24 protein-coding genes are annotated in these 26,157 nt (G+C 74.3%); 10 read left to right on the top strand and 14 right to left on the bottom strand.

Going from position 1 to position 26,157, the window contains the following annotated elements; all coding sequences use genetic code 11:
- Window positions 1–275: 275 nt before the first annotated feature.
- The 3 genes from mce (at window position 276) to IE329_RS04025 (ending at window position 6,869) form a co-directional block, all read left to right on the top strand.
- Window positions 276–707, top strand: coding sequence for a methylmalonyl-CoA epimerase (mce, locus tag IE329_RS04015; protein WP_073926099.1), 432 nt, complete (start codon window positions 276–278; stop codon window positions 705–707).
- A 655-nt stretch (window positions 708–1,362) separates the two neighbouring features.
- Window positions 1,363–5,832, top strand: coding sequence for a hypothetical protein (locus IE329_RS41400; RefSeq protein ID WP_190209395.1), 4,470 nt, complete (start codon window positions 1,363–1,365; stop codon window positions 5,830–5,832).
- Window positions 5,833–5,939: 107 nt separating this feature from the next.
- Entirely contained in the window at window positions 5,940–6,869 is a 930-nt protein-coding gene (locus IE329_RS04025; RefSeq protein WP_190209396.1) for a coiled-coil domain-containing protein, read from the top strand.
- A 110-nt stretch (window positions 6,870–6,979) separates the two neighbouring features.
- On the opposite strand, the gene IE329_RS04030 is transcribed toward IE329_RS04025, so the two are convergent.
- Both IE329_RS04030 and IE329_RS04035 read right to left on the bottom strand, forming a co-directional pair.
- On the bottom strand, window positions 6,980–7,384 hold the full coding sequence (locus IE329_RS04030) for a hypothetical protein (RefSeq protein ID WP_190209397.1): 405 nt from the start codon (window positions 7,382–7,384) through the stop codon (window positions 6,980–6,982).
- A 143-nt stretch (window positions 7,385–7,527) separates the two neighbouring features.
- Window positions 7,528–8,322, bottom strand: coding sequence for an alpha/beta fold hydrolase (locus tag IE329_RS04035; RefSeq protein ID WP_190209398.1), 795 nt, complete (start codon window positions 8,320–8,322; stop codon window positions 7,528–7,530).
- Between the two features lie 91 nt (window positions 8,323–8,413).
- On the opposite strand from IE329_RS04035, the gene IE329_RS04040 reads away from it, so the two are divergent.
- Together IE329_RS04040 and IE329_RS04045 are read left to right on the top strand one after the other, a co-directional pair.
- A complete protein-coding gene (locus tag IE329_RS04040) occupies window positions 8,414–9,481 on the top strand; it encodes an ABC transporter ATP-binding protein (protein WP_190209399.1) in 1,068 nt (355 codons plus the stop codon).
- Between the two features lies 1 nt (window position 9,482).
- Window positions 9,483–10,250, top strand: coding sequence for an ABC transporter permease subunit (locus IE329_RS04045; RefSeq protein ID WP_190209400.1), 768 nt, complete (start codon window positions 9,483–9,485; stop codon window positions 10,248–10,250).
- 48 nt (window positions 10,251–10,298) lie between these two features.
- Here the strand turns inward: IE329_RS04045 and IE329_RS04050 are convergent, their stop codons facing one another.
- Window positions 10,299–10,616, bottom strand: a complete 318-nt coding sequence (locus IE329_RS04050; protein ID WP_190209401.1) for an ATP/GTP-binding protein — start codon at window positions 10,614–10,616, stop codon at window positions 10,299–10,301.
- A gap of 395 nt (window positions 10,617–11,011) precedes the next feature.
- Between IE329_RS04050 and IE329_RS04055 the strand changes: the two genes are divergently transcribed.
- On the top strand, window positions 11,012–12,193 hold the full coding sequence (locus IE329_RS04055; protein WP_190209581.1) for an LLM class flavin-dependent oxidoreductase: 1,182 nt from the start codon (window positions 11,012–11,014) through the stop codon (window positions 12,191–12,193).
- Between the two features lie 104 nt (window positions 12,194–12,297).
- Here IE329_RS04055 and IE329_RS04060 read toward each other — a convergent pair whose 3' ends face one another.
- Window positions 12,298–12,690 (bottom strand): SCO5389 family protein, encoded by a 393-nt coding sequence (locus IE329_RS04060; RefSeq protein WP_073926107.1) that lies wholly within the window; start codon window positions 12,688–12,690, stop codon window positions 12,298–12,300.
- Window positions 12,691–13,469: 779 nt separating this feature from the next.
- Between IE329_RS04060 and nucS the strand changes: the two genes are divergently transcribed.
- A complete protein-coding gene (nucS, locus tag IE329_RS04065) occupies window positions 13,470–14,129 on the top strand; it encodes an endonuclease NucS (RefSeq protein WP_190209402.1) in 660 nt (219 codons plus the stop codon).
- A gap of 10 nt (window positions 14,130–14,139) precedes the next feature.
- Here the strand turns inward: nucS and IE329_RS04070 are convergent, their stop codons facing one another.
- The 3 genes from IE329_RS04070 to IE329_RS04080 form a co-directional block, all read right to left on the bottom strand.
- Complete coding sequence (locus IE329_RS04070; protein ID WP_190209403.1) at window positions 14,140–16,377, bottom strand: ATP-binding protein; 2,238 nt, start codon at window positions 16,375–16,377, stop codon at window positions 14,140–14,142.
- Between the two features lie 337 nt (window positions 16,378–16,714).
- Complete coding sequence (locus tag IE329_RS04075) at window positions 16,715–17,086, bottom strand: STAS domain-containing protein (RefSeq protein WP_190209404.1); 372 nt, start codon at window positions 17,084–17,086, stop codon at window positions 16,715–16,717.
- A 475-nt stretch (window positions 17,087–17,561) separates the two neighbouring features.
- A complete protein-coding gene (locus IE329_RS04080) occupies window positions 17,562–18,431 on the bottom strand; it encodes a 3-hydroxyacyl-CoA dehydrogenase family protein (protein ID WP_190209405.1) in 870 nt (289 codons plus the stop codon).
- A gap of 215 nt (window positions 18,432–18,646) precedes the next feature.
- Between IE329_RS04080 and IE329_RS04085 the strand changes: the two genes are divergently transcribed.
- The gene (locus IE329_RS04085; protein WP_229927156.1) at window positions 18,647–18,952 is read left to right on the top strand and encodes a hypothetical protein; all 306 of its coding nucleotides are present in this window, start codon (window positions 18,647–18,649) and stop codon (window positions 18,950–18,952) included.
- Between the two features lie 48 nt (window positions 18,953–19,000).
- Here IE329_RS04085 and IE329_RS04090 read toward each other — a convergent pair whose 3' ends face one another.
- On the bottom strand, window positions 19,001–19,654 hold the full coding sequence (locus tag IE329_RS04090) for a response regulator (RefSeq protein ID WP_190209406.1): 654 nt from the start codon (window positions 19,652–19,654) through the stop codon (window positions 19,001–19,003).
- The gene (locus tag IE329_RS04095; RefSeq protein ID WP_229927157.1) at window positions 19,651–20,865 is read right to left on the bottom strand and encodes a sensor histidine kinase; all 1,215 of its coding nucleotides are present in this window, start codon (window positions 20,863–20,865) and stop codon (window positions 19,651–19,653) included. The genes IE329_RS04090 and IE329_RS04095 overlap by 4 nt, the downstream gene beginning before the upstream one ends.
- 158 nt (window positions 20,866–21,023) lie before the next feature.
- On the opposite strand from IE329_RS04095, the gene IE329_RS04100 reads away from it, so the two are divergent.
- Window positions 21,024–21,557, top strand: coding sequence for a hypothetical protein (locus IE329_RS04100; RefSeq protein ID WP_190209408.1), 534 nt, complete (start codon window positions 21,024–21,026; stop codon window positions 21,555–21,557).
- Window positions 21,558–21,643: 86 nt separating this feature from the next.
- On the opposite strand, the gene IE329_RS04105 is transcribed toward IE329_RS04100, so the two are convergent.
- Entirely contained in the window at window positions 21,644–22,216 is a 573-nt protein-coding gene (locus IE329_RS04105) for a cob(I)yrinic acid a,c-diamide adenosyltransferase (RefSeq protein WP_073926114.1), read from the bottom strand.
- A 164-nt stretch (window positions 22,217–22,380) separates the two neighbouring features.
- Here IE329_RS04105 and IE329_RS41405 point away from each other — a divergent pair, with 164 nt between their 5' ends.
- On the top strand, window positions 22,381–22,512 hold the full coding sequence (locus IE329_RS41405; RefSeq protein ID WP_268257249.1) for a hypothetical protein: 132 nt from the start codon (window positions 22,381–22,383) through the stop codon (window positions 22,510–22,512).
- A gap of 79 nt (window positions 22,513–22,591) precedes the next feature.
- Here the strand turns inward: IE329_RS41405 and IE329_RS04110 are convergent, their stop codons facing one another.
- The 4 genes from IE329_RS04110 to IE329_RS04125 all read right to left on the bottom strand — a co-directional run bounded on the left by IE329_RS04110 (window position 22,592) and on the right by IE329_RS04125 (window position 26,151).
- Window positions 22,592–23,092 (bottom strand): DUF2550 domain-containing protein, encoded by a 501-nt coding sequence (locus IE329_RS04110; protein WP_073926115.1) that lies wholly within the window; start codon window positions 23,090–23,092, stop codon window positions 22,592–22,594.
- 129 nt (window positions 23,093–23,221) lie between these two features.
- Window positions 23,222–23,602 (bottom strand): F0F1 ATP synthase subunit epsilon, encoded by a 381-nt coding sequence (locus IE329_RS04115; RefSeq protein WP_190209409.1) that lies wholly within the window; start codon window positions 23,600–23,602, stop codon window positions 23,222–23,224.
- A gap of 188 nt (window positions 23,603–23,790) precedes the next feature.
- Window positions 23,791–25,233 (bottom strand): F0F1 ATP synthase subunit beta, encoded by a 1,443-nt coding sequence (gene atpD / locus IE329_RS04120; protein WP_190209410.1) that lies wholly within the window; start codon window positions 25,231–25,233, stop codon window positions 23,791–23,793.
- A 3-nt stretch (window positions 25,234–25,236) separates the two neighbouring features.
- Window positions 25,237–26,151, bottom strand: coding sequence for a F0F1 ATP synthase subunit gamma (locus IE329_RS04125; protein WP_190209411.1), 915 nt, complete (start codon window positions 26,149–26,151; stop codon window positions 25,237–25,239).
- Window positions 26,152–26,157 lie beyond the last annotated feature (6 nt).

The following is a 26,157-nucleotide window of genomic DNA, read 5'->3' on the forward strand; positions in this document are numbered from 1 at the left end:
AGGATGCGCTCAATGTACTGACACGTAACCCGTCCGTCACCGGAGCGGCGGTGTGATCAGGCGCACTGGCACTGTCCAGTCAACACCGTGTCAGGGAGGTCCGGGTGAATCGCCGCGGCCGGCCCGCCCCGGACGCCCCGCCGGGGCCGGCGGCGGGGGCCGGCGCGGATTGTGAGCAGGCTCGCACCGGCCGCCCTGGCGTGCGCCGGTCGGATGCGCTGCACTGAGGGCATCCTGTCCGGCGGCCCCGTCCGCCCCAGCCCTGGAGGCCCGAAGTGCTGACCCGCATCGACCACATCGGCATCGCCTGCTTCGATCTCGACAAGACGGTCGAGTTCTACCGCTCCACGTACGGCTTCGAGGTGTTCCACAGCGAGGTCAACGAGGAGCAGGGGGTGCGCGAGGCGATGCTGAAGATCAACGACACCGGTGACGGCGGCGCCTCCTACCTGCAGCTGCTGGAGCCCACCCGGGAGGACTCCACGGTCGCCAAGTGGCTGGCCAAGAACGGCGAGGGCGTGCACCACATCGCCTTCGGCACCGCCGACGTGGACGGCGACGCGGCCGAGATCCGCGGCAAGGGCGTGCGGGTGCTCTACGACGAGCCGCGGATCGGCTCGATGGGCTCGCGGATCACGTTCCTGCACCCGAAGGACTGCGGCGGGGTGCTCACCGAGCTGGTCACCTCGGCCGGCACGGAGCACTGACCGGCTCGACCGGGACGGAGCACTGACCGGGGCACCTGGCGGGCCGTGGGAACAAAACGCGTCGGGCGGGGCTCCCCGGGGCTCCGCCGCGGCCCCCGGCAGGTGCCCGCCGGCCTCCCGCCGGCCTCCCGGGGCCCGTCCCCGGGGGCCGTCCCGGCACGATCCGTCCGGGTCGCCCCGGACCCGCCGGCCGGCCCGAACCGGAGGTGACCGGCCGGTAACGTCCGGAAGGACCCCGAAAACCCCTACGTGGCCATTCCCCCGAGGTGCGCGACCACTACAATGCCCAGGTGCGCGAAGACCTCGGGGAGGAAGAGGTCGGACGGGCACGGCCGAAGGCGGGTCAGGCCGGTCGAACGCCGGTCTTTCGCGCCGCCAGGGGAGTCCACAACGCGGGCACGGCTCAACAGTCGCAGTCCGGATCTGTCACCATTCTCCACAAGGCAAGAGTTCGCCCAGGAGTCCACCCGGACGGGGGAGCGCGGAAACACCGCGTACCACCGGCCAGGACCCCGACCGTGGCGGGCGGCCCCAGCAGGTCAGGGGGCGTCCACCGGCCGCGGATGCAAGGACCAGCCGCACCGGCTCCCGGACAGTACGGGGACGTCGGACGGCCGGGTCGAGGACGCGACCAGGAGATGGATGGGACCGCGGAGTGCGGGGCTACGACCGCTACGAGGCTGACGATCACCTCTCCCAGTTCGAGGCCGACATGGATCGGACTCGCAAGGAGCGGGACAAGGCCGTCGAGCATGCCGAGGACCTCGCCTACCAGGTGGAGGTGCTTCGGGCCAAGCTGCACGAATCCCGTCGGCAGCTCGCTCAGCCGCGCGCTTTCGACTCCGTCTCCGGCCAGGCCGAGCAGCTCCTGCGCAACGCCGAGATGCAGGCCCAGCAACTGCGCGCGGACGCCGAACGGCAGCTGCGCGAGTCCCAGGCGGCCACCCAGCGGCTGATGGCCGAGGCCGCCGACCGCACCGCCCGGCTGGAGGCCGAGCTCGCCGACCGCCGCCGCCAGCTCGACGCCGAACTGGCCGAGCTGCGCCGCAGCGCCGAGCGCCACGTCAACGAGAACGTCTCCTGGGCCGAGCAGACCCGGGCCGGCACCGAGCAGGAGGCCCAGCGCCTGCTCCAGGAGTCCCGCGCCGAGGCCGACCGGCTGGTCGCCGCCGCCCGCGCCGAGGCCGCCGCCCTCGCCGACCAGGCCCGCGCGCAGACCGCCGCCGACGTGGACGCCGCCCGCGGCGAGGCCCAGGCCGCCGCCGAGGCCGCCCTGCACCGCGCCCAGACCGACGCCGAGCGCCTGCTGCGGGCCGCCTCCGAGCAGGCCCAGCAGGCCAGCGCCCAGGCCGAGGAGATGCGCGGCACCGCCGCCAACCAGGCCCAGCAGCAGCTGGCCGGCGCCCAGGCCGCGGCCGAGCACCAGCTCGCCGCCGCCCAGGCCGAGATCGGCCGGCTCAAGGAGCAGGCCGTCGCCGACCAGGCCCGCGCCGAGGAGACCCTCGCCCGCGCCCAGGCCGAGATAGAGCGACTGCGCGCCGAGGCCCTGGCCGAGGCCGAGCGGGCCCGCCAGGAGGCCGCCGAACTGCGCGCCCGGGCCGAGGAGGCCGCCGAGCAGCTGCAGGCCGACGCCGAGGCCGCCGTCGAGCGGCTGGTGGCCGGCGGCGAGGCCGCCAGCGAGCAGCGCTCGCAGACCGCCCGGGCCGAGATCGCCCGGATGGTCGCCAACGCCACCAAGGAGACCGAGCGGATCAAGGCCGAGGCGGCCAACGCCAAGGCCGAGGCCGACGCCGCCAAGGCCGCCGCCGCCGAGGAGAGCGAGCGGCTGCGGGCCACCGCCGAGAGCGTCGCGGGCCAGCTGCGCGCCGAGGCCGAGGCCGCCATCGCCGACCTGCGCGCCGACGCCGAGCGGGACGCCGCCGACCTGCGCGCCCAGGCCGAGGCCTCCGCCGAGCAGCTGCGCAACGAGGCCCAGGAGCAGGGCCGGGCGGCGGGCGCCAAGGACGCCACCGTGCACCTCGCCAAGGCCGCCAAGACCGCCGAGGAGGTGCTCGGCCGGGCCGACCGGGACGCCGAGACGGCGCGCGGCGAGGCCGCCGCCGAGGCCGAGCGGATCCTGGCCGCGGCCGCCGCCGAGGCCGAGCGGCTGCGCGAGCAGGCCCAGGCCGCCGTCGAGCAGGCGCAGAACGCCGCGCTGGACGACGCGGCCGGTATCCGCGAGCGGATGCAGCAGATGCAGGACGAGGCAGCCGCGCTGCGCGCCGAGGCGGAGGAGCTGCGCTCGCAGGCCGCCGCCGAGGCGGAGCGGGTGCGCGGCGAGGCCCGCCGGCAGGCCGTGGTGCAGATCGAGGAGTCGGCGAAGAACGCCGAGGAGCTGCTCACCCGCGCCAAGACCGACGCCGACGACCTGCGGGCCGGCGCGGCCGACGAGGTCGAGCGGCTGCGCGGCCAGGCCAAGGAGCGGGCCACCGAGATGCAGGGCCGGGCCGAGCAGACGCTCACCCGGGCCCGCGCCGAGGCCGAGAAGCTGGCCACCGCCGCCGAGCAGCAGCACCGGGACGCGATCGCCGCGGCCAAGGCCGCCGCCGCCGAGAACCGCGCCGCCGCCGAGCGGGAGACCGCCGAACTGCGTCGTGAGGCGACGGAGTTCGACGAGCGGGTGCGCAGCGGCGCGCAGGCCGACGCCGAGGCCCTGCGGGCCGAGGCCGAGACCGCCGCGCAGGCCCTCGCCGCCGAGGCCGAGGCCGAGGCCGAGCGGCTGCGGACGGAGACCGGCGCCGAGCTGGCCCGGGCGCGGGCCGAGGCCGAGGCCGCCGCCGAGGCCCTGCGCGAGGAGAGCCGCCAGGCGTACGAGGACGCCGCCGCCGGGCTGCTGCGGGAGCGCGAGCTGACCGCCGAGCAGCTGGCCGCCGCCCAGGCCGCGCACGAGCGGGCCGAGACGGTCGCCGCCGAGCTGGCCGAACGCACGGAGGCCGAGGCCACCGCCGTCCGGGAGGCCGCCGAGAACGAGGCCGCCCGGCTGCGGGCCGAGGCCGCACAGGCTCTGGAGGCCGCCCGCGCCGCCGCCGTCGCCCAGCTCACCAAGGCCGAGGACGCCTCCGGCAAGCTGCGCGAGCAGGCCGAGCAGGCGCTCGTCCGGGCGAAGGAGCAGGCCGAGGCGCTGACCACCGCGGCGACCGCCGCCGCGGACACCGCCCGCGCCGAGGCCGAGCAGGCGCTCGCCGAGGCCCGGGAGCGGGCCGCCGGGCTGGCCGCCGAGGCGGAGGCCGCCGCCGAGGCGCTGCGGGCCGAGGCCGGCGGCGAGCTGGAGCGGGCCCGGACCGAGGCCGGGGAGCTCACCGCCGCGGCCGCGCGCACCGCCGCCGAGCTGGTCGCCGCCGCCGAGGACGAGGCCGCCGAGGTCCGCCAGTCGGTCGCCGGGATGCACGAGGCCGCCTCGCAGCAGGTCGCCGAGGTACGGGCGACCGCCGAGCGGGAGGCCGCCGAGACCAGGGAACTGGCCGCGCTGGAGAGCGCCGAGCTGCGGGAGAGCGCGGAGCGCGACAGCGCCGGGCTGCGCGGGACCGCCGAACGGGAGACGGCCGCGCTGCGCGAGCGCGCGGAGCGTGAGACCACCGGGCTGCGGACCGCGGCCGCCACCGAGACCGCGGAGCTGCGCGAGCGGACCGCCCGCGAGCTCATGGCCGACCGCGAGGCCGCCGAGGCGGAGCTCGGCCGGCTGCGGGCCGAGGCGCAGGCCTACGACGAGCGGCTGCGGGCCGAGGCGCAGGCCGAGCTGCGCGGCGCCCAGGAGCTCGCCGAGCGGCAGCGCGCCGAGTCCGAGGAGCTCGCCCGCCGGACGGTCGCGGAGGCCGAGCAGCGGGCCGACGCCACCGTCGCCGAGGCCGAGGAGCTCGCGGCCGGCCTGCGGGCCGAGGCCGAGGAGTACGCGCTGGCCACCCGCTCGCTGGCGGACGACTACGACAGCTCGACCCGGGCCCGCGCCGAGGTGTTCGACACCGAGACCCGGGACCAGGCCGAGCAGTTCGACCGGTCCACCCGCGAGCAGGCGAAGTCCGTGCTGGAGAAGGCCTTCGCGGACGCCGAGTCGCTCGGCGAGGACGCCCGGACGACCGCGCTGGCCACCACCGCCGCCGCCGAGGAGCAGGCCGACGCCATGGTGGCGGCGGCCCGCAAGGAGTCCGACCGCCTGGTGGCGGTCGGCGAGGCGGCCGGCCAGGCCGAGGTCGAGCGGGCCCGCGCCGACGCGGACGCCCTGCTCTCCGAGGCCCGCCGGGACGCCACCGCGATCCGCGAGCGGGCCGAGGAGCTGCGCGAGCGGACCGACTCCGAGGTGGAGGCGCTGCACGAGCGTGCCCGCAAGGAGAACGCCCAGGCGATGAAGTCGGCCGGCGAACGGGTGGACGCGCTGGTGACGGCGGCCCAGGAGCAGCTGACCGAGGCCGAGGAGCTGGCCGTCGCGGCCGTCGCCGAGGCCGAGGAGCGCGCGGCGGCCCTGGTCGCCGCCGCCGAGGAGCGGGCGGCCGAGCTGGCGTCCGAGGCCTCGGCGGAGGCGAGCAAGGTCCGGATCTCCGCCGTCCGCAAGGCGGAGGGCCTGCTGAAGGGCGCCGAGCAGAAGCTCGCCGACTCCACCGACCGGGCCGAGGCCCTGATCGCGAAGGCCCAGACCAGGCTGAAGGAAGCCCAGGACGAGGCCGAGGAGCGGATCGAGGCGGCCTCCGCCGAGGCCGAGAAGCGGCTCCGGGCGGCGGACGAGACCGCGGACGAGCAGATCGCGCTGGCCGCCGAGGAGGCCGAGCGGCTGCGGTCCGAGGCCCGGGCCGAGGCCGACCGGGTCACCGACGAGGGCCGGCGCGAGCTGGACGAGCTGGTCCGGCGGCGCAAGGACATCAACACCGAGATCTCCAGGGTCCAGGACGTGCTGTCCGCCCTGGAGGCCTTTGAGGCACCGTCACCGGTCGCGCAGGCGGCCGGCGGCGGATCTGCCGGCGGGGGATCGGCCAACGGGGGATCGAACAGCAAGAACAGCGGCTCCGGAGGCCGCGAGGCGGCGCCCAAGGCCGGCGCCGGGGTGGGCGCTCCCCGTTCGGGTGGCAATCGCTCCGGTGGCGCGCCACCCGATTGAGCGGTCATTGTCCGCGAAGCATCGGCATTTCGCCGATGACACTCCGGTAACGTGTCAGGATTCCCTCAACCACCTCAGCGGTTTGACGACAGGAAGCCCAAAATCCCATGAGCGACAGTCACTCCCCTCACGGCTTCGACCTGGTGCGCCGTGGGTACGAGCGTGCCCAGGTCGACGAGCGGATCACCAAGCTGGTGGCCGACCGTGACAGCGCCCTGACCCGCATCGGGGCCCTGGAGAAGCGCATCGAGGAGCTCCACCTGGAGACCCAGAGCGCCCAGGCCGCGGTCACCGAGTCCGAGCCCTCGTACGCCGGTCTCGGCGCCCGGGTCGAGAAGATCCTCCGTCTCGCCGAGGAGGAGGCCGCCGACCTGCGCAACGAGGCGCACCGCGCGGCCGAGCAGCACCGCGAGCTGGCCGAGGCGGCCTCGCAGCAGGTGCGCACCGAGGCGGAGAACTACGCCAAGGACCGCAAGGCCAAGGCCGAGGACGAGGGTCTGCGGATCGTCGACAAGGCCAAGAGCGACAGCGCCCAGCTGCGCAACGAGGCCAACAAGGACGCGGCGACCAAGCGCGAGGAGGCGGACGCCCTCTTCGAGGACACCCGCACCAAGGCCGCCCAGGCCGCGCTGGAGTTCGAGACCAACCTGGCCAAGCGCCGCGAGCAGTCCGAGCGTGACCTGGCGGCCCGCCAGGCCAAGGCCGAGAAGCGCCTCGCCGAGATCGAGCACCGGGCGGAGCAGCTGCGCCTGGAGGCCGAGAAGCTCCGCACCGACGCCGAGCGCCGCGCCCGCCAGACGGTGGAGACGGCCCAGCGCCAGTCCGAGGACATCGTGGCCGACGCCAACGCCAAGGCCGACCGGATCCGCAGCGAGTCCGAGCGCGAGCTGGCGGCGCTCACCAACCGCCGCGACAGCATCAACGCGCAGCTGACCAACGTGCGCGAGATGCTCGCCACGCTGACCGGCGCGGCCGTGGCCGCCGCCACGCTGCCGGCCGACGACACCCTGGGCGTGCCCGCCCAGCAGTCGCGCTGACGCACCGGCTGACGTGACCGTCCGCGGGCCCGCACCCTCCGGGGTGCGGGCCCGCGGTGTTCTCCCGGCGCGATTCCCGGCGGGCCGGGCCGGGCGCGCGGCCCGGCCGCTCAGATCGGGTAGGCGCCGTCCGGGCGCTGGTGGCCGCAGCTGAGCTGGTTGCCGTCGTCGTCCGAGACCGTCCCGAACCACGAGGTGCACCAGACCGAGATGGAGTCGGGCCAGTACTGCACCTCGAACGGGTGGCCGAGCCCGTGGTCGCCGTACGAGGTGACGATGAAGGTCTCACCGGGCTTCAGCCAGTAGTCCTCGCCGAGCGGTTCGAGGGTCAGCTCGGTGAGTTTGTCGCCGCAGTTGGTGACGGGCATCCGCCCGGACACCTCCAGTGCGGAGAAGTCCCAGGCGGCGGCCTCGTCCCCGGGGGCTCCTGGCCGGTCCGGCCCGTGGGATCCCGCCCGGCCGTCCGCTCTGCCGTCCGGTCTGCCGTCCGTACCGCCGCTGTCGCCGTCCCGCATGCCGCCGCTCCTCCCCTGCCCGCTGCTCCCCCGGCCGCCCGTCCCCGGTCCGCCGTTCCCCTGACCGCCGTTCCCCGGCCCGCTGCCGCCCCGGCCGCCCGCGCCCTCGCCGCCGGCCGGCTGCCCGCCCCGGCCGGCGCCGGTCATCGGGCCACCCGGGCGAGCAGGGCGCGGACCGCCGCGTTGAAGGCCTCGGGCGCCTCGATCGCGCTGAGGTGGCCCGCGTCGGGGATGACGGTCAGTTCGGCGTCCGGGAGCGCGTCGGCCATCAGCCGGGCCTCGGCGAGCGGGGTCACGGTGTCCGCCGCGCCGACCACGACGGCCGCCGGGACGTCCAGGCCGGGCAGCACGTCCAGGGTGGCGGGCCGGGCCGCCATCGCGCGCTGGGCCCAGGCGACGGCCTGCGGGGAGGCCTCGGCGATCATGCCGCGGACCCGCTCGGCGAGGTGGCCGGAGGCCGGCCCGAGCAGGCTGTCCTCCATCCGTTCCTCGGCCAGCAGCCGGACGCTGTCCCGGGCCAGCACGGCGGCCGCGATCCGCTCCCGGTTGGCGCGGGCGGCGTCGGTGTCGGCGGTGGCCTTGGTGTCGGCCAGCAGCAGCCCGGCGAGCCGGCCGGGATGGCGGCGGGCGAAGGCCAGCGCCACGTAACCGCCCATCGAGAGCCCGCCGAGCACGGCGCGCCCGATCCCGGCCGCGTCCAGCAGCAGGGCGACGTCGTCCGCGACGAGGTCCAGCGAGGGCGCGTCGGTGCCCAGTTCGGTACGGCCGAAGCCGCGCTGGTCGGGGGCCAGTACGCGGGCCTCGTCGCCGGTCAGGCCGGGCAGCCCGTCCAGTTGCGCACTCCACATCGAGGCGCCCAGCGGGAAGGCGTGCAGCAGGACGAGCGGGGTGCCGGTGCCGCTCTCACGGACGGCCAGTGCGGTGGGGAGCCGGTTCATGACGCCCACCGTAGCGGCACACCGGGCGGGCGCGGCCGATGAGCCCTTATGTCCGGATTGTCGTAATCTGACGGAGAGTGAGGGAGAACCGATGATCGAGTTGCACGAGCTGACGAAACGGTACGGCGACACGCTCGCCGTCGACCGGCTGAGCTTCCAGGTGCCGCAGGGCGTGGTGACCGGGTTCCTCGGCCCCAACGGCGCCGGCAAGTCCACCACCATGCGGATGATCCTCGACCTGGACCGGCCCACCAGCGGCTCGGTCACCATCGACGGCAAGCGCTACGGCCGGCTCAGCGAGCCGCTGAAGTACATCGGCGCGCTGCTGGAGGCCAAGGCCGTCCACCCCGGCCGGACCGCCTACGACCACCTGCTCTGGCTCGCCCAGAGCAACCGCATCCCCAGGTCCCGGGTCGACGAGCTGCTGGACCTCGTCGGCCTCACCTCCGTCGCCCGCAAGCGCTCCCGGGGCTTCTCGCTCGGGATGGGCCAGCGCCTGGGCATCGCCTCCGCGCTGCTGGGCGACCCCGAGATCGTGATGTTCGACGAGCCCGTCAACGGCCTCGACCCCGAGGGCATCCTCTGGATCCGCAACCTGATGAAGCGGCTCGCCGCCGAGGGCCGGACGGTCTTCGTCTCCTCGCACCTGATGAGCGAGATGGCACTGACCGCCGACCACCTGGTGGTGATCGGCCGGGGCCGGCTGCTCGCCGACCTCTCGATGCCCGAGTTCATCCGGCAGAACTCCCGGACCGCCGTCCGGCTGCGCACCCCGCAGCCCGAGCGGCTGCTGGACGCCCTCGACAGCGCGGGCATCCGGGTCGAGGGCGGGCCCGAGGGCTCGTACGAGGTGGTCGACGGCGACCTCGCCAAGCTCGGCGAGCTGGCCGCCGCCAACGGCGTCGTGCTACACGAGCTGAGCCCCCAGCAGGCCTCGCTGGAGGAGGCCTTCATGCAGATGACCGCCGACTCGGTCCAGTACCACGCCGGCGGCGGCACGCCCCTCCCGCCGGGCGCGGCCCCCGGCAACCCGCCCGGCACCGCGCCCGGTGCGCCGGGCGCCTGGGGCGCCGGCTGGCAGGCCGGCAAGGCGGGGCCCGGCGGACCGCCCCGCACCGGAACCGGGGCCCCGAACGCGAAGCCCGAGGAGGAGAACTGAGATGGCGTCCTTCCCCGCGGTCCTGCAGTCCGAGTGGACGAAGGTCCGCAGTGTCCGCTCGACGATCTGGACCCTGGCGCTGACCTTCGTGGTCACGGTCGGCCTGGGCGCGCTGCTGTCCCTGCTGACCAACAACAACTTCGAGGAGTTCACCCGGGGCGACAACGGGCCCTTCGACGCCACCGGCACCGCCTTCTCCGGCATCATGCTCGGCGAACTCGCCATCATCGTGTTCGGCGTGCTGGCGGTCGGCAACGAGTACAGCACCGGGATGATCCGGGTGACCCTGGCCGCCGTCCCGCAGCGCGGCACGCTGCTCACCGGCAAGGCCGTGGTGCTCGGCGCGCTGGCCTTCCTGGTGGCGCTGGTCACCGCCTTCGTGACGTTCTTCCTCGGCCAGGCCCTGCTCGGCAGCCACTCCACCGGCCTGGGCGAACCGCACGTGCTGCGCGCGGTGTTCGGCGCGGCGTTCTACCTGACGATGCTCTGCCTGTTCTCGGCCGGCGTCACCGCGATGCTGCACAACCAGACCCTGGCGCTCGGGGTGCTGGTGCCGTTCTTCTTCCTGCTCTCGCCGATCCTCTCGGCCGTGCCGAAGGTGAAGACGCTGGCGCACTACTTCCCCGACTACGCCGGCTCCCGGATGCTCCTGGTGTACGAGCAGAGCGGCCAGCCGTACGGGCCGTGGGCGGGCTTCCTGATCTGCCTCGCCTGGACGCTGGCCGCCCTGGTGGGGGGCGCCCTGGTGCTCAAGAGCCGGGACGCCTGACCCACGGCGGCCGCCGGCCGCGCCACCGGGCCGCGGGCGCGGCGCCCCTCAGTAGCGCGGGGCGCCGCGCCCGCGCTGGATGTTGGAGCCGCGCCGCTCGCGCGCCCCCCAGCAGGCCCGGTGCCAGTGCCGGCGGTCGTCCACCCCGGCCCCGAACTCCGGCCAGGCCACCACGTGCCCGACCCCCGGCGGGATCTCCTGGTCGCAGCCCGGGCAGCGGTAGTGGCGCCCGGCGGTGCCGGCCACCGTCTGCACCACCCACTCCTCGCCCTGGTAGCTCTCGGTCCGCCGCAGGGAGCCGCCGAGCGGCCCGGGGCCGGGCTCCTCGCGGTCGGCGTTGCTGATCCGGTTGCGGCGGGGAGACACGTGGGCGACCTCTCTGCAGGGGCTCGGAAACCCTTCCAGGGTACGGGCCGCGGCCGGTCCTCCGTGGCCCTACCACGGCTTCGCCCGGCGCCCCGGTGTTTCCGGTGAGATCCACCCGATCTTCCGCGAAATAGGTGAATCCGCGTGCCATTGGCACATGACATGGGTTACTCACGAGGTGACGAGGCGGGGCTCGCAGACCCTGCGCGACCCCCAGGAGGCTGTCCATGACCAAGACCAGCGCCCGCGCCGAGGCACACCCGACCGTCGGCGTGCGACCGCCCGCCGCGCCCGCCGGGGCCCAGCCGCTGACCGGCCGTCCGGGAGCGCCGCTGCCCGCCGGCCCGGTCCCGCTGGCCGAGAGCGCCGGCGGCCGGCCGGCGGCCACCGACTCCCTGCGGGTGGGCGCCTTCCTGCTGTCGGCGCAGTTCCCCGGCCAGACCCACACCGAGGTGCTGGAGCGCACCGTCGGCGCCACCGTCACGGCCGAGCGCGCGGGCCTGGACGCCGTCTGGCTGGCCGAGCACCACTTCGTCCCGTACGGGGTCTGCCCGGACGCGGCCACCCTCGCCGCGATGCTGCTCGGCCGCACCCGGCGGATCGGCGTCGGGACGGCGGTGAGCGTGCTCTCCACCCGGCACCCGGTGGCCCTCGGGGAGCAGGCCGCGCTGCTGCACCTCACCTCGGGCGGGCGCTTCACGCTCGGGGTGGGCCGCGGCGGGCCCTGGATCGACCTGGACGTCTTCGGCACCGGGCTGGACGCGTACGAGCGGGGGTTCCCCGAGCGGCTGGACCTGCTGCTGCGCTGGCTGCGCGAGGCCAGGGTCGGCGCGGACGGCCCGCAGTTCAGCTTCCCCGAGGTGGCCGTGGTGCCGCGGGCCGGCGAGCCGCTGCGACGGCCGGGGCTCTCCTCCTGGCTGGGGCTGGAGCCGGGCCAGGCCGTCCTGCCGGGCCTGGCCGGGCGGCTCCCCCGGCAGCGGGTGGACGGGCTCCGGCCCGAGCCGGCCGAGCAGCGCCAGGCCGCCGAGGCGGCCGGCGAGCGGCCCCAGGCCGGCCCGCCGCTCGTGGTGGCCTGCACCTCCCCCGGCGGCGTCCGGCTGGCGGCCGAGCGCGGCCTGCCGATGCTGCTCGGCATGCACTCGGGGGACGAGGACAAGCAGGAGATGCTCGCGCTGTACAGCGCCGCCTGGCGGGCCTGCGGCCGCTCCGAGGAGCAGCTCGCCCGGATCCGCGGCGAGCACGTCGCGGCCGGCGTGGGGCAGGTCGAGGACGGCCCGTCGGCGGCCCGGGCTACCCTGCTGCGCTCGATGCCCGGCTGGTTCGAGCACGGGCTCGGCGCGCACCGCACGGTGGACGGGCGCGAGCGCAAGATGCGCGACCCGCACGAGTACACCGCGCTGCTCTGCGACCTGCACGCGGTCGGCACGCCCAAGCAGTGCGCGGACCGGCTGCTGGCCACCGCGGAGCGGACCGGCATCCGGCGCTTCGCGCTGCTCGCCGAGGGCAGCGGCGACCACGAGGCCACCCTGCACAACATCGCCCGGCTGGGCTCCGAGGTGCTCCCCCAGCTGTCCTGAGCGCGCGGACGCCCGGGCCACCCTGCCCCGCCTCCGGTGACGCGCTCGGCGCGCCCGGAGCAGGAGCGGGGTGACCCGGGTGGTTCGGCCCGCTCGGAGACGGGTCAGCAGTCCCGCAGTTCCTCGGACTGGTTGAGCAGCTGCTCCCGGACGGACGTGAAGCGCTGGTAGCGCGCCACGTTGTTCTCCGACGGCGCGAAGACCGCGACCCGGTGGCAGTTCTGGAAGGCCAGCTGGACGCCGAAGTGCCGTTGCAGGGCCCCTCGGATCGCGTCGCTGGCGAGGGCGCGCAGCAGCTGGCCGCGGGCCTGCTCGCTGGGCGGCGGAACGTGGTTGTCGGCGAAGTCGGTGCCGTCGACCTTCAGCTGGGCGACCAGCGAACTGATCAGCTCCCAGGCGTACGGCAGGGAGACGCGGACGCAGTCGACGAATTCCCGCTCGTCGACCTCGCCCCGCTCGGCCTTCTCCAGGAGGGCCGGTGAGACGTCGAGCGACATGGGTTCTCCTCTCGCGGTCCACCCGTGCGCGGCGCCCGGGTGGTGGTGCGTGTGTTCGGATGGTGCCGTGCCTTGCTCAGGTTGGTGCTTCGAGGCGGCGCCTCGGGCCGGTACCACTTGGTGCTACTGGTGGTGCTGGTGTTCCCGCTGTTCCCGATCGCCGATTCGTGCACGATCGTGGTCCTTGGAAGATCGCCGGTCGTGCGCGATCACCGGGCCCTTTTCGACCGCCGGTCGTGCGCGATCACCGGGCCTGGGGCTGGTGGGGTTCATGCGACGGGGGTGTGCCGTGAATGCCGGTGGTGCGGAAATGCACCGGGGGAATGCGCCGAGGGCCTGCGATGACGTGGGGCGGACACCGGCCGGTCGGCCCGGCGCACCGGCGAACCGGCGATCGGGCGATGCCCGGCCACCCGGGCCACCCCTGGTCGGCTCCGCCGGGTGGGGGCGGCAGCCGCTCGGAACAGCGTGTCAGCCATTGGCCCGCAGAACAGGCGAATCCGTTGATTTCCTATGAATTCGCGCGCCGCCGGAGCAGGTTTGGCCGGATTCGGCCGGATCTCGCATCCCGTGTCCCCATCCCCGTGTCTCCGTCCCCGTCGACGACTCGCCCCGCAAGCACTCAGTCACACACCGTAGCCGCCAGTGGGTAAGCGCGCCAGAGTGCGGCGGGCAACCGGTCGAACCGCCGAACCTCCATGTTCGCCGTCCCCCCGGTTTCTTCACCCCGCCGTACCGGAATCGCATCAACTGGCCCCGGTGGGCTAGCGTGGTCGACCGTGCGTCTCGTAATTGCCCGTTGCTCAGTCGACTATGCCGGTCGGCTCTCCGCCCATCTGCCGTCCGCCACCAGGCTCATCCTGGTCAAGGCCGACGGCAGCGTCAGCATTCATGCCGACGACCGCGCCTACAAGCCGCTCAACTGGATGTCGCCACCGTGCTCCCTGAAGGAGGCGGAAGGCACCTGGACGGTCGTGAACAAGGCCGGCGAGAAGCTGATCATCACGCTGGAGGAGGTGCTGCACGACTCCTCGCACGAACTCGGGGTGGACCCGGGACTCGTCAAGGACGGCGTCGAGGCCCACCTCCAGGAGCTGCTCGCCGACCGGATGGAGGTGCTCGGCAGCGGCTGGGCGCTGATCCGCCGCGAGTACCCGACCGCGATCGGCCCCGTCGACATCCTCTGCCGCGACTCCGACGGCGCCACCGTCGCCGTCGAGATCAAGCGGCGCGGCGAGATCGACGGTGTCGAGCAGCTCACCCGGTACCTGGAGCTGCTCAACCGCGACCCGCTGCTCGCCCCGGTGAAGGGCGTCTTCGCCGCGCAGGAGATCAAGCCGCAGGCCCGCGTCCTGGCCACCGACCGGGGCATCGGCTGCGTGGTGCTGGACTACGACGAGCTGCGCGGCATCGAGGACGACAAGCTCAAGCTGTTCTGACCCGCCGGCCCTACGGGGTCGGCGAGGCCGGCGTCGTGCTCGGGCTCGGGCTGGTCGGCGTGGCGGTGGGCGTCTGCGACGGGGTCGTCTGCGACGGGGTCGGCACCGTTGGGGGCGTCGTCGTCACCGGCGGGACCACCACCGGCGGCTGGGTCGCCCCCGGAGGCTGCGGGCCGCTCGGGCTCGGGCTCGCCGGCTTCGTCGTCGTCTTCTTCGGCGAGGGCGAGGCCGACGCCGAACCCGAGGGCGAGGGGCTGCCGCTGGTCGCCGAGGCCTCCGGCGAGGGCGAGTCGGTACCAGTGGGGGTGGCGCTGTCCGAGGCCGAGTCGCTCGGGGCGGGGATCGTGTAGTTGCCGGTCAGACTGCCCGGCTGGTCCGGCGCACCGTTGTGCGGGGTGGCGCCGCCCTTGGGGGTGTCCTGGCCGGCCACGCTCAGGCCGACCGCCGTCCCGAGCACACCGAGCGCCAGCACGGCCGCCGAGGCGGCGATGACCGTCCGGCCCCGGCCGCCGGCCTTCGGGATCATGCCGAAGCGCCAAGGCACCTGCGCGATGGCCCGGATGACGGGCCGTCGGGTGACGGCGGGGAGGTCCCCCTCCCCCGCCGTAAGGGCCTGGGTGTCCTCCCGCAGCAGGTCCAGCATCCGGCGTCCCGCGGCGACGCCGCGCTGCTCGCCGAGCGCGCCCCGCAGGGCCACCGCGGCCTCCAGCTCCGCCACCGCGCGCTCAGGGGTCCGGCGGCAGAGCGCGTACACCCCCAGCTCGTGGTGGAACCAGGCCTCGTCGGGGCCGGAACCGACCGCGCGGGCGGCCTCCAGGCCCAGTTGCAGGGCCCGCTCCCAGGCCCCCCAGCGCAGCGCCAGGGCGAGCGCCGGGGCGGCCGCGCGGGCCAGCCGCAGCACGGCGGCGGGACGGCCGGCGGCGCGGTCGGCGAGCATCGCACCGATCACCACCTCGGCCTCGGCGGCGACCTGCTCGATGCTGACCGAACTGTGGCCCACCCACCAGGCGAAGTGGGTGGCGGCGCCGTTGGTGCTGCCGGCCGACGGCCAGTGCGGCTCCAGCAGCTCCAACGCGCCCGCGGTCAGCCGGTGGTGGCCCCCGATGGAGACCGCCAGGCCGCAGTCGGTGAGCTCGTGCAGGGCGCTCTCGCCGAGGCCGACGTCGATCAGCGCGGGCAGGTGCGGCGCGGTCGGACACTCGCCGCCGAGCGCCACCGCGAGCCGCAGCACGGCCTGGGCGGGCTCGCTGAGCCCCTCCGCCAGCCGCAGGGCCGGGGCCGCGCTCTCGGCGACCGTCGGGAGCGCCACGGTGCGCCGCAGCTCGGCCTCCCGGACGGCCGGGTCCTCGTCCACCTCCGGGTGCTCGACCGCGCCGAACACCCCGCGGCGGTCCTCCTCCGCGGCCACCAGGGCGTCCACCGCGACGTCCCGCTGGCGCAGCAGGGCGGCCGCCTGGACGAAGCGCAGGGGCAGGCCCTCGGACTCGAACCACAGGTCGACGGCCCAGGCCCGCTCGGCCTCGTCCAGGGCGCGGCCGGCCAACCGGGCCGTCAGGGCCAGGCAGGCGGCCCGGGACAGCCCCGCGACCAGGTGGTCCTCCAGCCGGGAGTCCAGGGCCAGCGCCGGGCTGTCGGGGGCGACCGAGATCAGGAAGGCGCAGTCGGGAGCGGCCGCGAGCAGCGCCTCCAGCTCCTCGCCGGTCGACTCGACCTCGTCCACCACGACGACGGCGCCGACGGTCGCGAGATGGCGGGCCAGCTGCTGCGGGTCCGGGCGGAAGCCGGGGGCGTGGTGGGTGGCGGAGAAGAGGGCCTGGAGGAGGTCGGCGGCGCTGCGGCGGTGACCGCAGAGCTGGACGACGCCGTCGGGGGCCAGCTCGCCGGCCGCCGCGGCGACGGCGGACAGCAGGGCGCTGCGCCCGGAGCCGGCCTGGCCGACCAGGCGTATCGAGCGGCCCTCGGTCAGCTTGCCGAGCAGTTGGGCGATGTCCGCCTCACGGTCCAGCAGCGGCAGGTCGGCGGGGCCGGCGCCGAGGGCCAGCGGGCCGACGGCGGGGCTGGGGCCGAGCGTGCCGCGGCTCGGGCCGCCGCGCTCCAGCCGGCGGGGGCGGGGGCGCCACTCGTCGGGGCAGGGCCGGGCCTCGGAGCCGTCGGTCGAGCCGACGGTCACCAACAGGTCGCCGGTGACGAGTTCGCCGGTCCGCGGGCGCACGCCCTCCTGCCGAAAGTCACCGGTTGGCTGTCCCACGTATCGCTCCGCCCATGCTCGGCCGCCCGGCCCGGGGCCGGGGCGTTGACGACGTTCGAGCGGCCTTGCGCGGGCAGGCTGTTGGGTGCCGGCGGCCGTCTCCTGACCGCAGACTCTCGCACATTCGTGCCCTCCCGTGCAGCGCGGGCCCCTCGTGGAGGTGCCGGGGCCCTCTGTGAGCTGCCCGTTCGCACCCGACATGTACGCGACGGCAGGGCCACGGGAGCCTGCCCGGCCGTACCACGGGCACCGGAGCGGCCCGGGGCGCCCGGGGCTCGGGTGGGGACGCGGCCCGCTCCCGTGCCGCCCCGCACGGTGTCGTGCGGGGACCGGCCGGTCAGAGCAGCGGGGCCACGACCGGCTGGCCGGTCACCGGGCCGAGCCCGGGCAGGGTCGCGCCGCGGACGTCGGACACGGTGCCCTCGACGGCCAGGATGCGGTGCAGCCGGGTGGCCACCAGCAGGCGCTGCAACTGCGCCGGGACGGCCCGCAGGACGAGCCGGCGGCCGAGCCGGCCGGCCCGGCGGTGGGTGCCCATGATGACGCCGAGGCCGGTGGCGTCCCAGGACTCCAGCCGGCCGAGGTCCAGCACGAGGTCGCCCTGCCCGCCGTCCACGGCCTGGTGCAGCAGGACCCTGGCGTCGGCGGCGCTGCGCACGTCGAGGTGGCCTTCGAGGGCCAGGGCGGTGTGGTCACCGATGATGCGCATGCTCTCCTCCTCCGCTCGTAGGCCTGCCCGAGGGCCTCGGCCTGCCGTCGGCCGCCCGCCACGGGCTGCCGGCCGCAGGTTGCCTTGTCGTGCCGGTCGGTCCGCGCCGGCCCGGGTACGGCCGGTCCGGACCCGACGGGTTTCCGTTCCACGGGGTTCCGTGCCGCGGGGATTCCCTCGGGCCGGCCGGGCCGGCGCCTGCCCGGGGCCCGGACCCCGGCGCTCGCACCGGGGCTCTCCCTCATCTGACGGTGAACCAGCTCCGCAGGTTGCTGCCGCGGCCCAGACCTGAACCAACTTCACTCGTCCGAGGGAATATACGCAGTAAGTCCCCATACCTACGCTCGATTACCGCCCAAATCACCCGTCTGCGGCACCTGCGTGAGGAAACTCACCCGCCGCCCGGCGGGCGGGCCGTACGATGTCCGATCCGCACGGCCCGCCGGTCACCGGCGCCCTGTTCCGGGCGCCCGCGTCACTTGCTCCCGTACGGGTAGAAACCGCGGCCGCTCTTGCGGCCGAGGTCGCCCGCCGTGACCATCCGCGCCATGATCTCCGGCGCGGCGAACTTCTCGTCCTGGGTCTCCTCGTAGATGTTGCGCGCCGCGTGCAGCAGGATGTCGACGCCGGTGAGGTCGGCGGTCTGCAGCGGGCCCATCGGGTGGCCGAAGCCGAGCCGGCAGGCGGTGTCGATGTCCTCGGCGGAGGCGACGCCCGACTCGTAGAGCTTGGCGGCCTCGACGACCAGCGCGGTGATCAGGCGGGTGGTGACGAAGCCGGCCACGTCGCGGTTGACCACCACCACCTCCTTGCCCACCCCCTCGGCGAACTCGCGGACCACGGCCAGCGTCTCGTCACTGGTCTTGTAGCCGCGCACCAGCTCGACCAGCTTCATCAGCGGCACCGGCGAGAAGAAGTGCACGCCGACCACGGACTCCGGGCGGGCGGTCGCGGCGGCGATCCGGGTGATCGGGATGGCAGAGGTGTTGGAGGCCAGCACCGCGCCCTCCTTCACGATCTTGTCGAGCTCCCGGAAGACGCCCTCCTTGACGTCCAGGCGCTCGAAGACCGCCTCCACCACGATGTCGGCGTCGGCGACCGCGCCCAGGTCGGTGGTGGTGGTGATCCGGCCGAGCGCCGCCTCGGCGTCCGCCGCGTCCAGCCTGCCCTTGGAGACGAACTTGTCGTACGAGGCGCGGATCCCGTCCAGGCCCCGCCGCAGCGCCTCCTCGGTGACGTCCCGCAGCACGACCGGGTGGCCGGCCTGGGCGGCGACCTGGGCGATGCCGGCGCCCATCAGTCCGGCGCCGATCACGGCAATCTGCTTGCTGGGTACGTTGCTCATGGCTGGTCTCCCGGGGTGCCGTTTGACCGCCCCCGGCCGCCGGGCCCGATGCTCGGGCGGTCGGCTCAGGGCGGTGCCTGAAGGCGGCCCTGGGCAGGGGTCACCCCCAGGAGCCGCGCCGCTCACCGCCGGACTCTAACGCCCCGGCAGGCTCCGTGGTGAGATTGGCCGGTGTGATCTGCGTCCGGCGGGGCGCACCGGCGGAAGGACCGATCGTGCGGAGCCTGGCGTTCCTGCTGCTGACCGCCGCCGTGATGGCGGTGCTGATCCTGCTGCTGCGCTGGACGTACGGCGGCGGGGCCTCGCTGGTCGAGCGCCGCCCCCGGACGGGCCGCCCGGACGAGTACGGACTGCTGGTGGCCGTCGCCGCGCCGCCCGACGCCGAGCAGGCCCGGCGGCTCGCCGCCCGGCTCGACGCGGCCGGGCTGCGGCACACCCTGGTGCGGACCGCCGAGGGGCCGCGGCTGATGGTCTGGCCGGCCGACGCGGAGGCCGCCAGGGCCCTGCTGCGGCGCGGCTGAGCGGCCGCCGGCGCGGGCCGGCCGCCGCCGCCCCGCGGCCGCGGGTGCTCAGCCCGTGATCAGGCCCAAGTCCTGCGCCAGGATGGCCGCCTGGACCCGGCTGCGCAGCTCCAGCTTGGCCAGGATCCGGCTGACGTGGGTCTTGGTGGTCGCCTCCGCCATCGCCAGCCGCTCCGCGATCTCGCCGTTCGAGAGGCCCGCGCCGATGCAGGAGAGCACCTCCCGCTCGCGCGGCGTCAGGGCCTCCACGGCCGCCCTCGCCCCGGCCCCGACCGTCCGTCCCGGGCGGGCGAAGGTGCCGATCAGCCGCCTGGTCACGGAGGGCGCCAGCATGCCGTCGCCGCGCGCCACCGTGCGGATCCCCTCGATCAGCGCGTCCGCCTCCAGGTCCTTCAGCAGGAAGCCCGCGGCGCCGGCCCGCAACGCCCCGTAGACGTACTCGTCGTGGTCGAAGGTGGTCAGCACCAGCACCTGCGCGGCGCCCGCGGCCACCACCTGGCGGGTCGCCGAGACACCGTCCAGCCGGGGCATCTGGATGTCCATCAGCACCACGTCCGGCCGCAGTTCCAGCGCGAGGCGCACCGCCTGCTCGCCGTCGGCGGCCTCGCCGACCACCTCCAGCCCGGGCTCCGCGCCCAGGATCATCACCAGCGCGGCCCGCACCGCCGCCTGGTCCTCCGCCACCACCACCCGGATCGTCATGCCCGGCCCTTCCCTTCCGCCGTCGCCAGACCACGCGGCAGCACCGCCCGGACCAGCCACCGGCCGCCCCGCGCGCCCGCCTCGAAACTCCCGCCGAGCAGTGCCGCCCGCTCCCGCATGCCGACCAGCCCGGCCCGGGCCCCGGGCAGCACCCGGCCCTCCCCCGCCCGGTACGGGCTGTCCACCACGATCTCCAGGTCCTCCGGCCCGTAGGTCAGCCGCAGCCGGACCGTCCCGGGCGCGGCGTGCTTGAGCGCGTTGGTCAGCGACTCCTGGGCGATCCGGTACGCGGCCAGCCCGACCGGCACCGCGAGGAGCCCGCGCTCGCCCTCCTCGGACGCCTCGAAGGCCAGCCCGGCGTCCTGGCCGGCCGCCCGCGCGTTCTCCAGCAGGGAGTCCACGGCGTCGAGTTCGGGCGCCGCGTAGGACTCCTCCTCGCCCTCGCCGCCGCCGCTGGAGCGGAGCAGGCCGATCATCCGGCGCATCTCGGTCAGCCCCTGCACGCTGTTCTCCCGGATCACCGCGAGCACCTCCACCAGCGGGTCGTCGTCCGGCCGGCGCTGACGGCGGGCCAGGGACTGCGCGCCGGTCGCGTGGATCGCGATGGCGGAGAGGTGGTTGGCGATGACGTCGTGCAGCTCGCGTGCCATCCGGGCCCGTTCGGCGACCACCGCGCCACGCCGGTCCATCTCGGAGAGCAGCGCGGTCTGCTGGGCGCGCAGCCGCTCCGCGACGGCCTCGTCCCGGTGCCGGCGCAGCAGGTCCGCCGTCCAGACCGGGGCGATGAACACCAGCCCGCCGAGGACGACGACCAGCAGCGCGGCCGAGACCGTACCGTAGAGCAGGGTCAGGCCGCTCAGCACCAGGGTCGAACCGGCGCCGGTGAGGTGCAGGATCGCCGACATCCGCTTGGAGCCGTAGAGCACCGCCGCGTAGAGCAGGTCGGTGTACATGATGACCGTGGCCAGCACCGAGCCGGCGAAGATGTTCCCGGCGAAGACCAGCCCGCCCAGGCAGACCGTCCACACCGGGTGGGTCCGGCGGAACAGCTCCAGTCCGGCCATCGCGCAGAGCGGCAGCACCGCGAGCCAGGGCGAGACCGAACCGGAGTTGTCGTAGGCGCCGGTGGCGATCAGCACCAGGCCGCCGAGCAGCCCGGCCAGGGCGATCGCGCGGTCCTCCTGGCGCGGGGTGAGGCTGAGTCCGGTCACAGGGTCCACCCAATCATCCGGCGGGCCCGGGCGCGCGGACCGCCAGGACGATCCGCCGTACATCGAAGGATGCAGGGCCCGCTCGGCACCGGTGACGACGACCGGGCGGGCCGGGGCGGCCAGGCTGGAGGGCGGAGCGGCGAGGAGAGGAGCCCACCATGATCGTGACCGTCGTGCCGGCCGGCGAGGCCGGCTTCTGGGTCGTCCTCGCCCTGGGCCTGGCGGCCCGCTACCTGCTCCGGTGGCGCCGGACCGGGGCCGCCCTGCTGCTCTGCCTGCCGCTGGTGGACCTGCTCGTCCTCGGCGCCACCGTGCTGGACCTGCGCCAGGGCGCCGCCGCCCGTGCCTCGCACGGGCTGGCGGCCGCCTACGTGGGCTTCACGGCCGCCTACGGGCACTCCCTGGTGGTCTGGGCCGACGCCCGGTTCGCGCACCGGTTCGCGGGCGGCCCGAAGCCGCCCGCCGCGCCGAAGTACGGCCGGGCCCGGGCCGCCCACGAGTGGCGGATCTTCCGCCGCACCCTGCTGGCGGCCGGCCTCACCGTCGCCCTGGTCAGCCTGATGATCCTGCTGGTGGACGATCCGGCCCGGACGGGCGCGCTCACCGCCTGGTACCCCCGGACGGCCTGGGTGACGGGGATCAGCCTGGTGGTCGCGGCCAGTTACACGGTCTTCCCGAAGCGGCCCCGGTAGCTCGGCCGGCGGTTCCAGCGGTTCCAGCGGTTCCAGCGGTTCCAGCGGTTCCGGCGGTTCCGGCGGTTCCGGCGGTTCTAGCGGTTCTAGCGGTTCTCGCCGGGCACCCAGAGCACGTCACCGCGCTCCTTGTTGGCGGACCTGGCCAGGATGAACAGCAGGTCGGAGAGCCGGTTGAGGTACTTCGCGGTGAGCGGGTTGACGCTGTCGCCGTGCACCTCGATCGCCGCCCAGGTGGACCGCTCGGCCCGGCGCACCACGGTGCAGGCCAGGTGCAGGTACGCGGCGCCGGCCGTACCGCCGGGGAGGATGAAGCTGCGGAGCTTCTCCAGCGACTCCAGGTGGAGGTCGCAGTCCGCCTCCAGCCGGTCGATGTAGCTCTGCAGCACCCGCAGCGGCGGGTACTTCGGGTCCTCGACCACCGGGGTGGCGAGGTCCGCGCCCACGTCGAAGAGGTCGTTCTGGACCCGGGTCAGCACCGCCGACACGTCCTCCGGCAGCCCGCCGGCCGCGATGGCCACCCCGATCGCGGCGTTCGCCTCGTTGGCGTCGGCGTAGGCGATCAGCCGGGGGTCGGTCTTGGTGGTGCGGCTCATGTCGCCGAGCGCCGTGGTGCCGTCGTCGCCGGTGCGGGTGTAGATACGCGTCAGGTTGACCATGGACAGCAGACTACTCAGCCCCGGCGGGGCTCACCCGTGATTGCGACACCGATCACAAAGCCCTTGGCCGGGCCCTCGGGGACGGTCACCTCGGTGCCGTAGGGGACGCGGATCTCGGCCTCGTACGTCGCCCGGTCGGGACGCGGGTCGGTCAGGACGGTGACGTGCCCGTCGCCGTCGAGATCGTCGAGATCGTCGATGACGACGTAGACCGGGATGCCGGCGCGCGCGTGGGCACGCCGCTTGCGGATGAGGTCCCGTTTGCGAGCACGAGTGATCCAATCGCGCGACGCTGACCTCCCCCAGCCTCCGGCCGGGAGGTACCCCCACCCCAGCCTCCGGCCGGGAGGTACCCCCGGCCCGAGAGTCCCGTCGCTACGCGACGTTGACTCTCTGCCCGGGCGGGGCGGCCTCCAGCCAGGCGAGGAAGCCGGTGAGGGCGTCGTCGCTCATGGCGAGCTCCAGGGGGGCGCCGTTGTGCAGGCAGCGCAGGACGACGGAGCCGGAGAGCAGGGCGAGCTCCTCCTGGCCCTCCGGGTAGCGGCGGCCGAGCACCTCGATCTCGCGGCGCGGCAGGACCCGGCGGGGGCGCGGGGCGTAGGAGAACACCCGGAACCACTCGATGGAGTCGCCGCTGTACCGGCCGATACCAAAAACCCACCCCTTGCCGTCGGTCTGCGGAACCGGGGCTGAGGTGGGTTTGCCGTTCTCGTCGAGGTCGGGCTGCGTGGAGGCGTCGGCCGGCATTTTGAGCCGGTAGCTGCAGTCGAACGTTCCGCCGACCCGCTGGATCACCCGCCGGCGTACGGCGAAGGCCACCAGGCCTGCCACCCCGAACGCCACGACCGCCGCGCACACCACAAGGGCGAGGACCATGCTCACCGACCTCCTCGCTACCCGCGTACCCCGGATCGGCCGTGACGAGCGGCCGCGCTGTCCTACCAACTGATACGACAGTCCCGGGGTCACGCTCGCGCGTCCCCGGGACCGTCGGTCTGACTACGTTCAGGCGGCCTTGCGGCGGCCTGCCGCGACGAGGCGGACCTCGGCGCGTCGCTCGGCGTGCGCGTCGCTCTCGCCCTGGGCGAGTTCGAGCGCGCGCTCCGCGCGGGTGACATCGATCTCGTCCGCCAGCTCGGCGATCTCCGCGAGCAGAGAAAGCTTGTTGTCGGCGAAGGAGATGAAACCGCCGTGGACGGCGGCCACGACGACGTTGCCGTCGGTGGTCCGGATCGTCACCGGGCCGGACTCCAGCACGCTCAGCACCGGGGTGTGGCCCGGCATGATGCCGGTGTCACCGGAGGCCGTACGGGCGACAACGATGGTGGCCGCACCGGACCACACCTTGCGGTCGGCTGCGACCAGCTCGACGTGCAGCTCAGCCAACGTGGGCTCCTAGGCTCTTGCAACGCCCGATTACTCGGGAGTTTCGGTAAGAATAACGGGCCCGCGCCCCGGAGATGAAACCGGCGGCGCGGAGATGACCGGAATCACAGTGAGTGCGCCGTGAGGGGTGGTCCCCAGGGCTCGGGGCCACCCCTCACGGTCACTCAGCTGCTACCGGCCGGTCGCGACTACTTCTTCGCGAGCTCGGCGGCGTTCTTCTCGAGGTCCTCGATGCCACCGCACATGAAGAAGGCCTGCTCGGGGACGGAGTCGTACTTGCCGTCCGCGATCGCGTTGAAGGCCTCGATGGTCTCCGACAGCGGCACGGTCGAACCCTCGACACCGGTGAACTGCTTCGCCACGTAGGTGTTCTGCGAGAGGAAGCGCTCGATCCGGCGGGCACGGTGGACGGTGAGCTTGTCCTCCTCGCCCAGCTCGTCGATGCCGAGGATCGCGATGATGTCCTGGAGGTCCTTGTACTTCTGCAGGATCCCCTTGATGCGGAGCGCCGTGTCGTAGTGGTCCTGCGCGATGTAGCGCGGGTCCAGGATGCGGGACGTGGAGTCCAGCGGGTCGACGGCCGGGTAGATGCCCTTCTCGGAGATCGGACGGGAGAGAACCGTCGTCGCGTCGAGGTGGGCGAAGGTGGTGGCCGGCGCCGGGTCGGTCAGGTCGTCCGCGGGGACGTAGATCGCCTGCATCGAGGTGATCGAGTGACCGCGGGTCGAGGTGATGCGCTCCTGGAGGAGGCCCATCTCGTCGGCCAGGTTCGGCTGGTAGCCCACCGCGGAGGGCATGCGGCCGAGCAGGGTCGACACCTCGGAACCGGCCTGGGTGAACCGGAAGATGTTGTCGATGAAGAGCAGGACGTCCTGCTGCTCGACGTCGCGGAAGTACTCCGCCATCGTCAGCGCGGACAGGGCGACGCGCAGGCGGGTGCCCGGCGGCTCGTCCATCTGGCCGAAGACCAGCGCGGTCTTGTCCAGAACGCCCGAGTCGACCATCTCGTGGATGAGGTCGTTGCCCTCACGGGTGCGCTCGCCGACACCGGCGAACACCGACACACCACCGAAGTTCTCGGCGACGCGGTAGATCATCTCCTGGATCAGAACGGTCTTGCCGACACCGGCACCACCGAACAGACCGATCTTGCCACCCTGGACGTACGGGGTGAGCAGGTCGATGACCTTGATACCGGTCTCGAACATCTCGGTCTTGGACTCGAGGTCCTTGAAGGCCGGGGCCTTGCGGTGGATCGGCCAGCGGACCTCGACCTGGGACTCGAACTCGTCCTTGTCGACGTTCAGGACCTCACCGAGGGCGTTGAAGACCTTGCCCTTGGTGACCTGGCCGACCGGGACCTCGATGGCCCTGCCGGTGTCACGCACGACCGTGCCGCGCACGACGCCGTCGGTCTGCTGCATCGAGATGCCGCGGACCAGGCCGTCGCCGAGGTGCTGGGCGACCTCGAGCGTCAGGGTCTTCGTGCCGCCGTCCGACGTCTCGACGTCGAGCTTCAGCGCGTTGTACATGTTGGGAATCGCGTCGACGGGGAACTCCACGTCGACGACCGGGCCGATGACCCGCGCGACGCGGCCCGTCGCCGTGGTCGGCTCAACAGTGGTGGTCATGTCTTATTCACTCCCCGCGTTAGCGTCGGCGAGGGCGTTGGCGCCGCCGATGATCTCGCTGATTTCCTGGGTGATCTCGGCCTGTCGGGCCGAGTTGGCAAGCCGCGTGAGCGCCTTGATGAGCTCTTCCGCGTTGTCGGTCGCCGACTTCATCGCACGACGCCGGGCGGCGTGCTCCGAGGCGGCCGACTGCAGCAGCGCGTTGTAGATCCGGCTCTCGACGTACCGCGGCAGCAGCGCGTCGAGGACGCCCTCGGCCGACGGCTCGAAGTCGTACAGCGGGAAGATCTCCGCCTTGGCCTGCTTCTCGTCGCTGAGCTGGACCTCGTCCAGCTTCAGCGGCAGCAGCCGGGCCTCGACGGCGGTCTGGGTGAGCATCGACTCGAACTTGGTGGAGACCAGGTGGAGCTCGTCCACCCCGCCGTTCTCCGCCGTGAACGCCTCGATCAGCTCGCCGGCCACCGTCTTCGCGTCACCGTAGGTCGGCTTGTCGGAGAATCCCGTCCACGCTGCCGCGACCTCACGGTGGCGGAAGTTGTAGTACGAGACGCCCTTGCGGCCGACGATGTACGTCACCACGTCCTTGCCCTCGGCCTGCAGCCGCTCGGTGAGAGCGGTCGCCTGCTTGATGGCGTTGGTCGAGTAGCCGCCGGCCAGGCCGCGGTCCGCCGTGATCAGCAGGACCGCGGCGCGGGACGCCGCCGGGTTCTCGGTGGTGAGCGGGTGCTTGGCGTTGGACCGGGTGGCCACCGCCGTCACCGCCCGGGTCAGCTCATCGGCGTACGGAGTGGAGGCGGCCACCGCGCGCTGCGCCTTGACGATGCGCGACGCGGAGATCATCTCCATCGCCTTGGTGATCTTCTTCGTCGCGGTGACAGAGCGGATCCGGCGCTTGTAGACCCGAAGCTGTGCTCCCATGGGTCG

Source organism: Kitasatospora indigofera, assembly GCF_014655955.1.
In the GTDB taxonomy this organism is placed as follows: Bacteria; Actinomycetota; Actinomycetes; order Streptomycetales; family Streptomycetaceae; genus Kitasatospora; species Kitasatospora indigofera.

Bases quoted from the DNA above. Each gene is read 5' to 3' on its own strand.
- IE329_RS04075 (WP_190209404.1), bottom strand. From the start codon at position 17,086: ATGCGCATCATCGGTGACCACACCGCCCTGGCCCTCGAAGGCCACCTC.
- IE329_RS04040 (WP_190209399.1), top strand. From the start codon at position 8,414: ATGATCGAGTTGCACGAGCTGACGAAACGGTACGGCGACACGCTCGCC.
- IE329_RS04030 (WP_190209397.1), bottom strand. From the start codon at position 7,384: ATGCGGGACGGCGACAGCGGCGGTACGGACGGCAGACCGGACGGCAGA.
- IE329_RS04125 (WP_190209411.1), bottom strand. From the start codon at position 26,151: ATGGGAGCACAGCTTCGGGTCTACAAGCGCCGGATCCGCTCTGTCACC.
- IE329_RS04110 (WP_073926115.1), bottom strand. From the start codon at position 23,092: ATGGTCCTCGCCCTTGTGGTGTGCGCGGCGGTCGTGGCGTTCGGGGTG.
- IE329_RS04100 (WP_190209408.1), top strand. From the start codon at position 21,024: ATGATCGTGACCGTCGTGCCGGCCGGCGAGGCCGGCTTCTGGGTCGTC.
- IE329_RS04090 (WP_190209406.1), bottom strand. From the start codon at position 19,654: ATGACGATCCGGGTGGTGGTGGCGGAGGACCAGGCGGCGGTGCGGGCC.
- IE329_RS04035 (WP_190209398.1), bottom strand. From the start codon at position 8,322: ATGAACCGGCTCCCCACCGCACTGGCCGTCCGTGAGAGCGGCACCGGC.
- IE329_RS04060 (WP_073926107.1), bottom strand. From the start codon at position 12,690: ATGTCGCTCGACGTCTCACCGGCCCTCCTGGAGAAGGCCGAGCGGGGC.
- IE329_RS04025 (WP_190209396.1), top strand. From the start codon at position 5,940: ATGAGCGACAGTCACTCCCCTCACGGCTTCGACCTGGTGCGCCGTGGG.
- IE329_RS04080 (WP_190209405.1), bottom strand. From the start codon at position 18,431: ATGAGCAACGTACCCAGCAAGCAGATTGCCGTGATCGGCGCCGGACTG.
- atpD (WP_190209410.1), bottom strand. From the start codon at position 25,233: ATGACCACCACTGTTGAGCCGACCACGGCGACGGGCCGCGTCGCGCGG.
- IE329_RS04045 (WP_190209400.1), top strand. From the start codon at position 9,483: ATGGCGTCCTTCCCCGCGGTCCTGCAGTCCGAGTGGACGAAGGTCCGC.
- IE329_RS04105 (WP_073926114.1), bottom strand. From the start codon at position 22,216: ATGGTCAACCTGACGCGTATCTACACCCGCACCGGCGACGACGGCACC.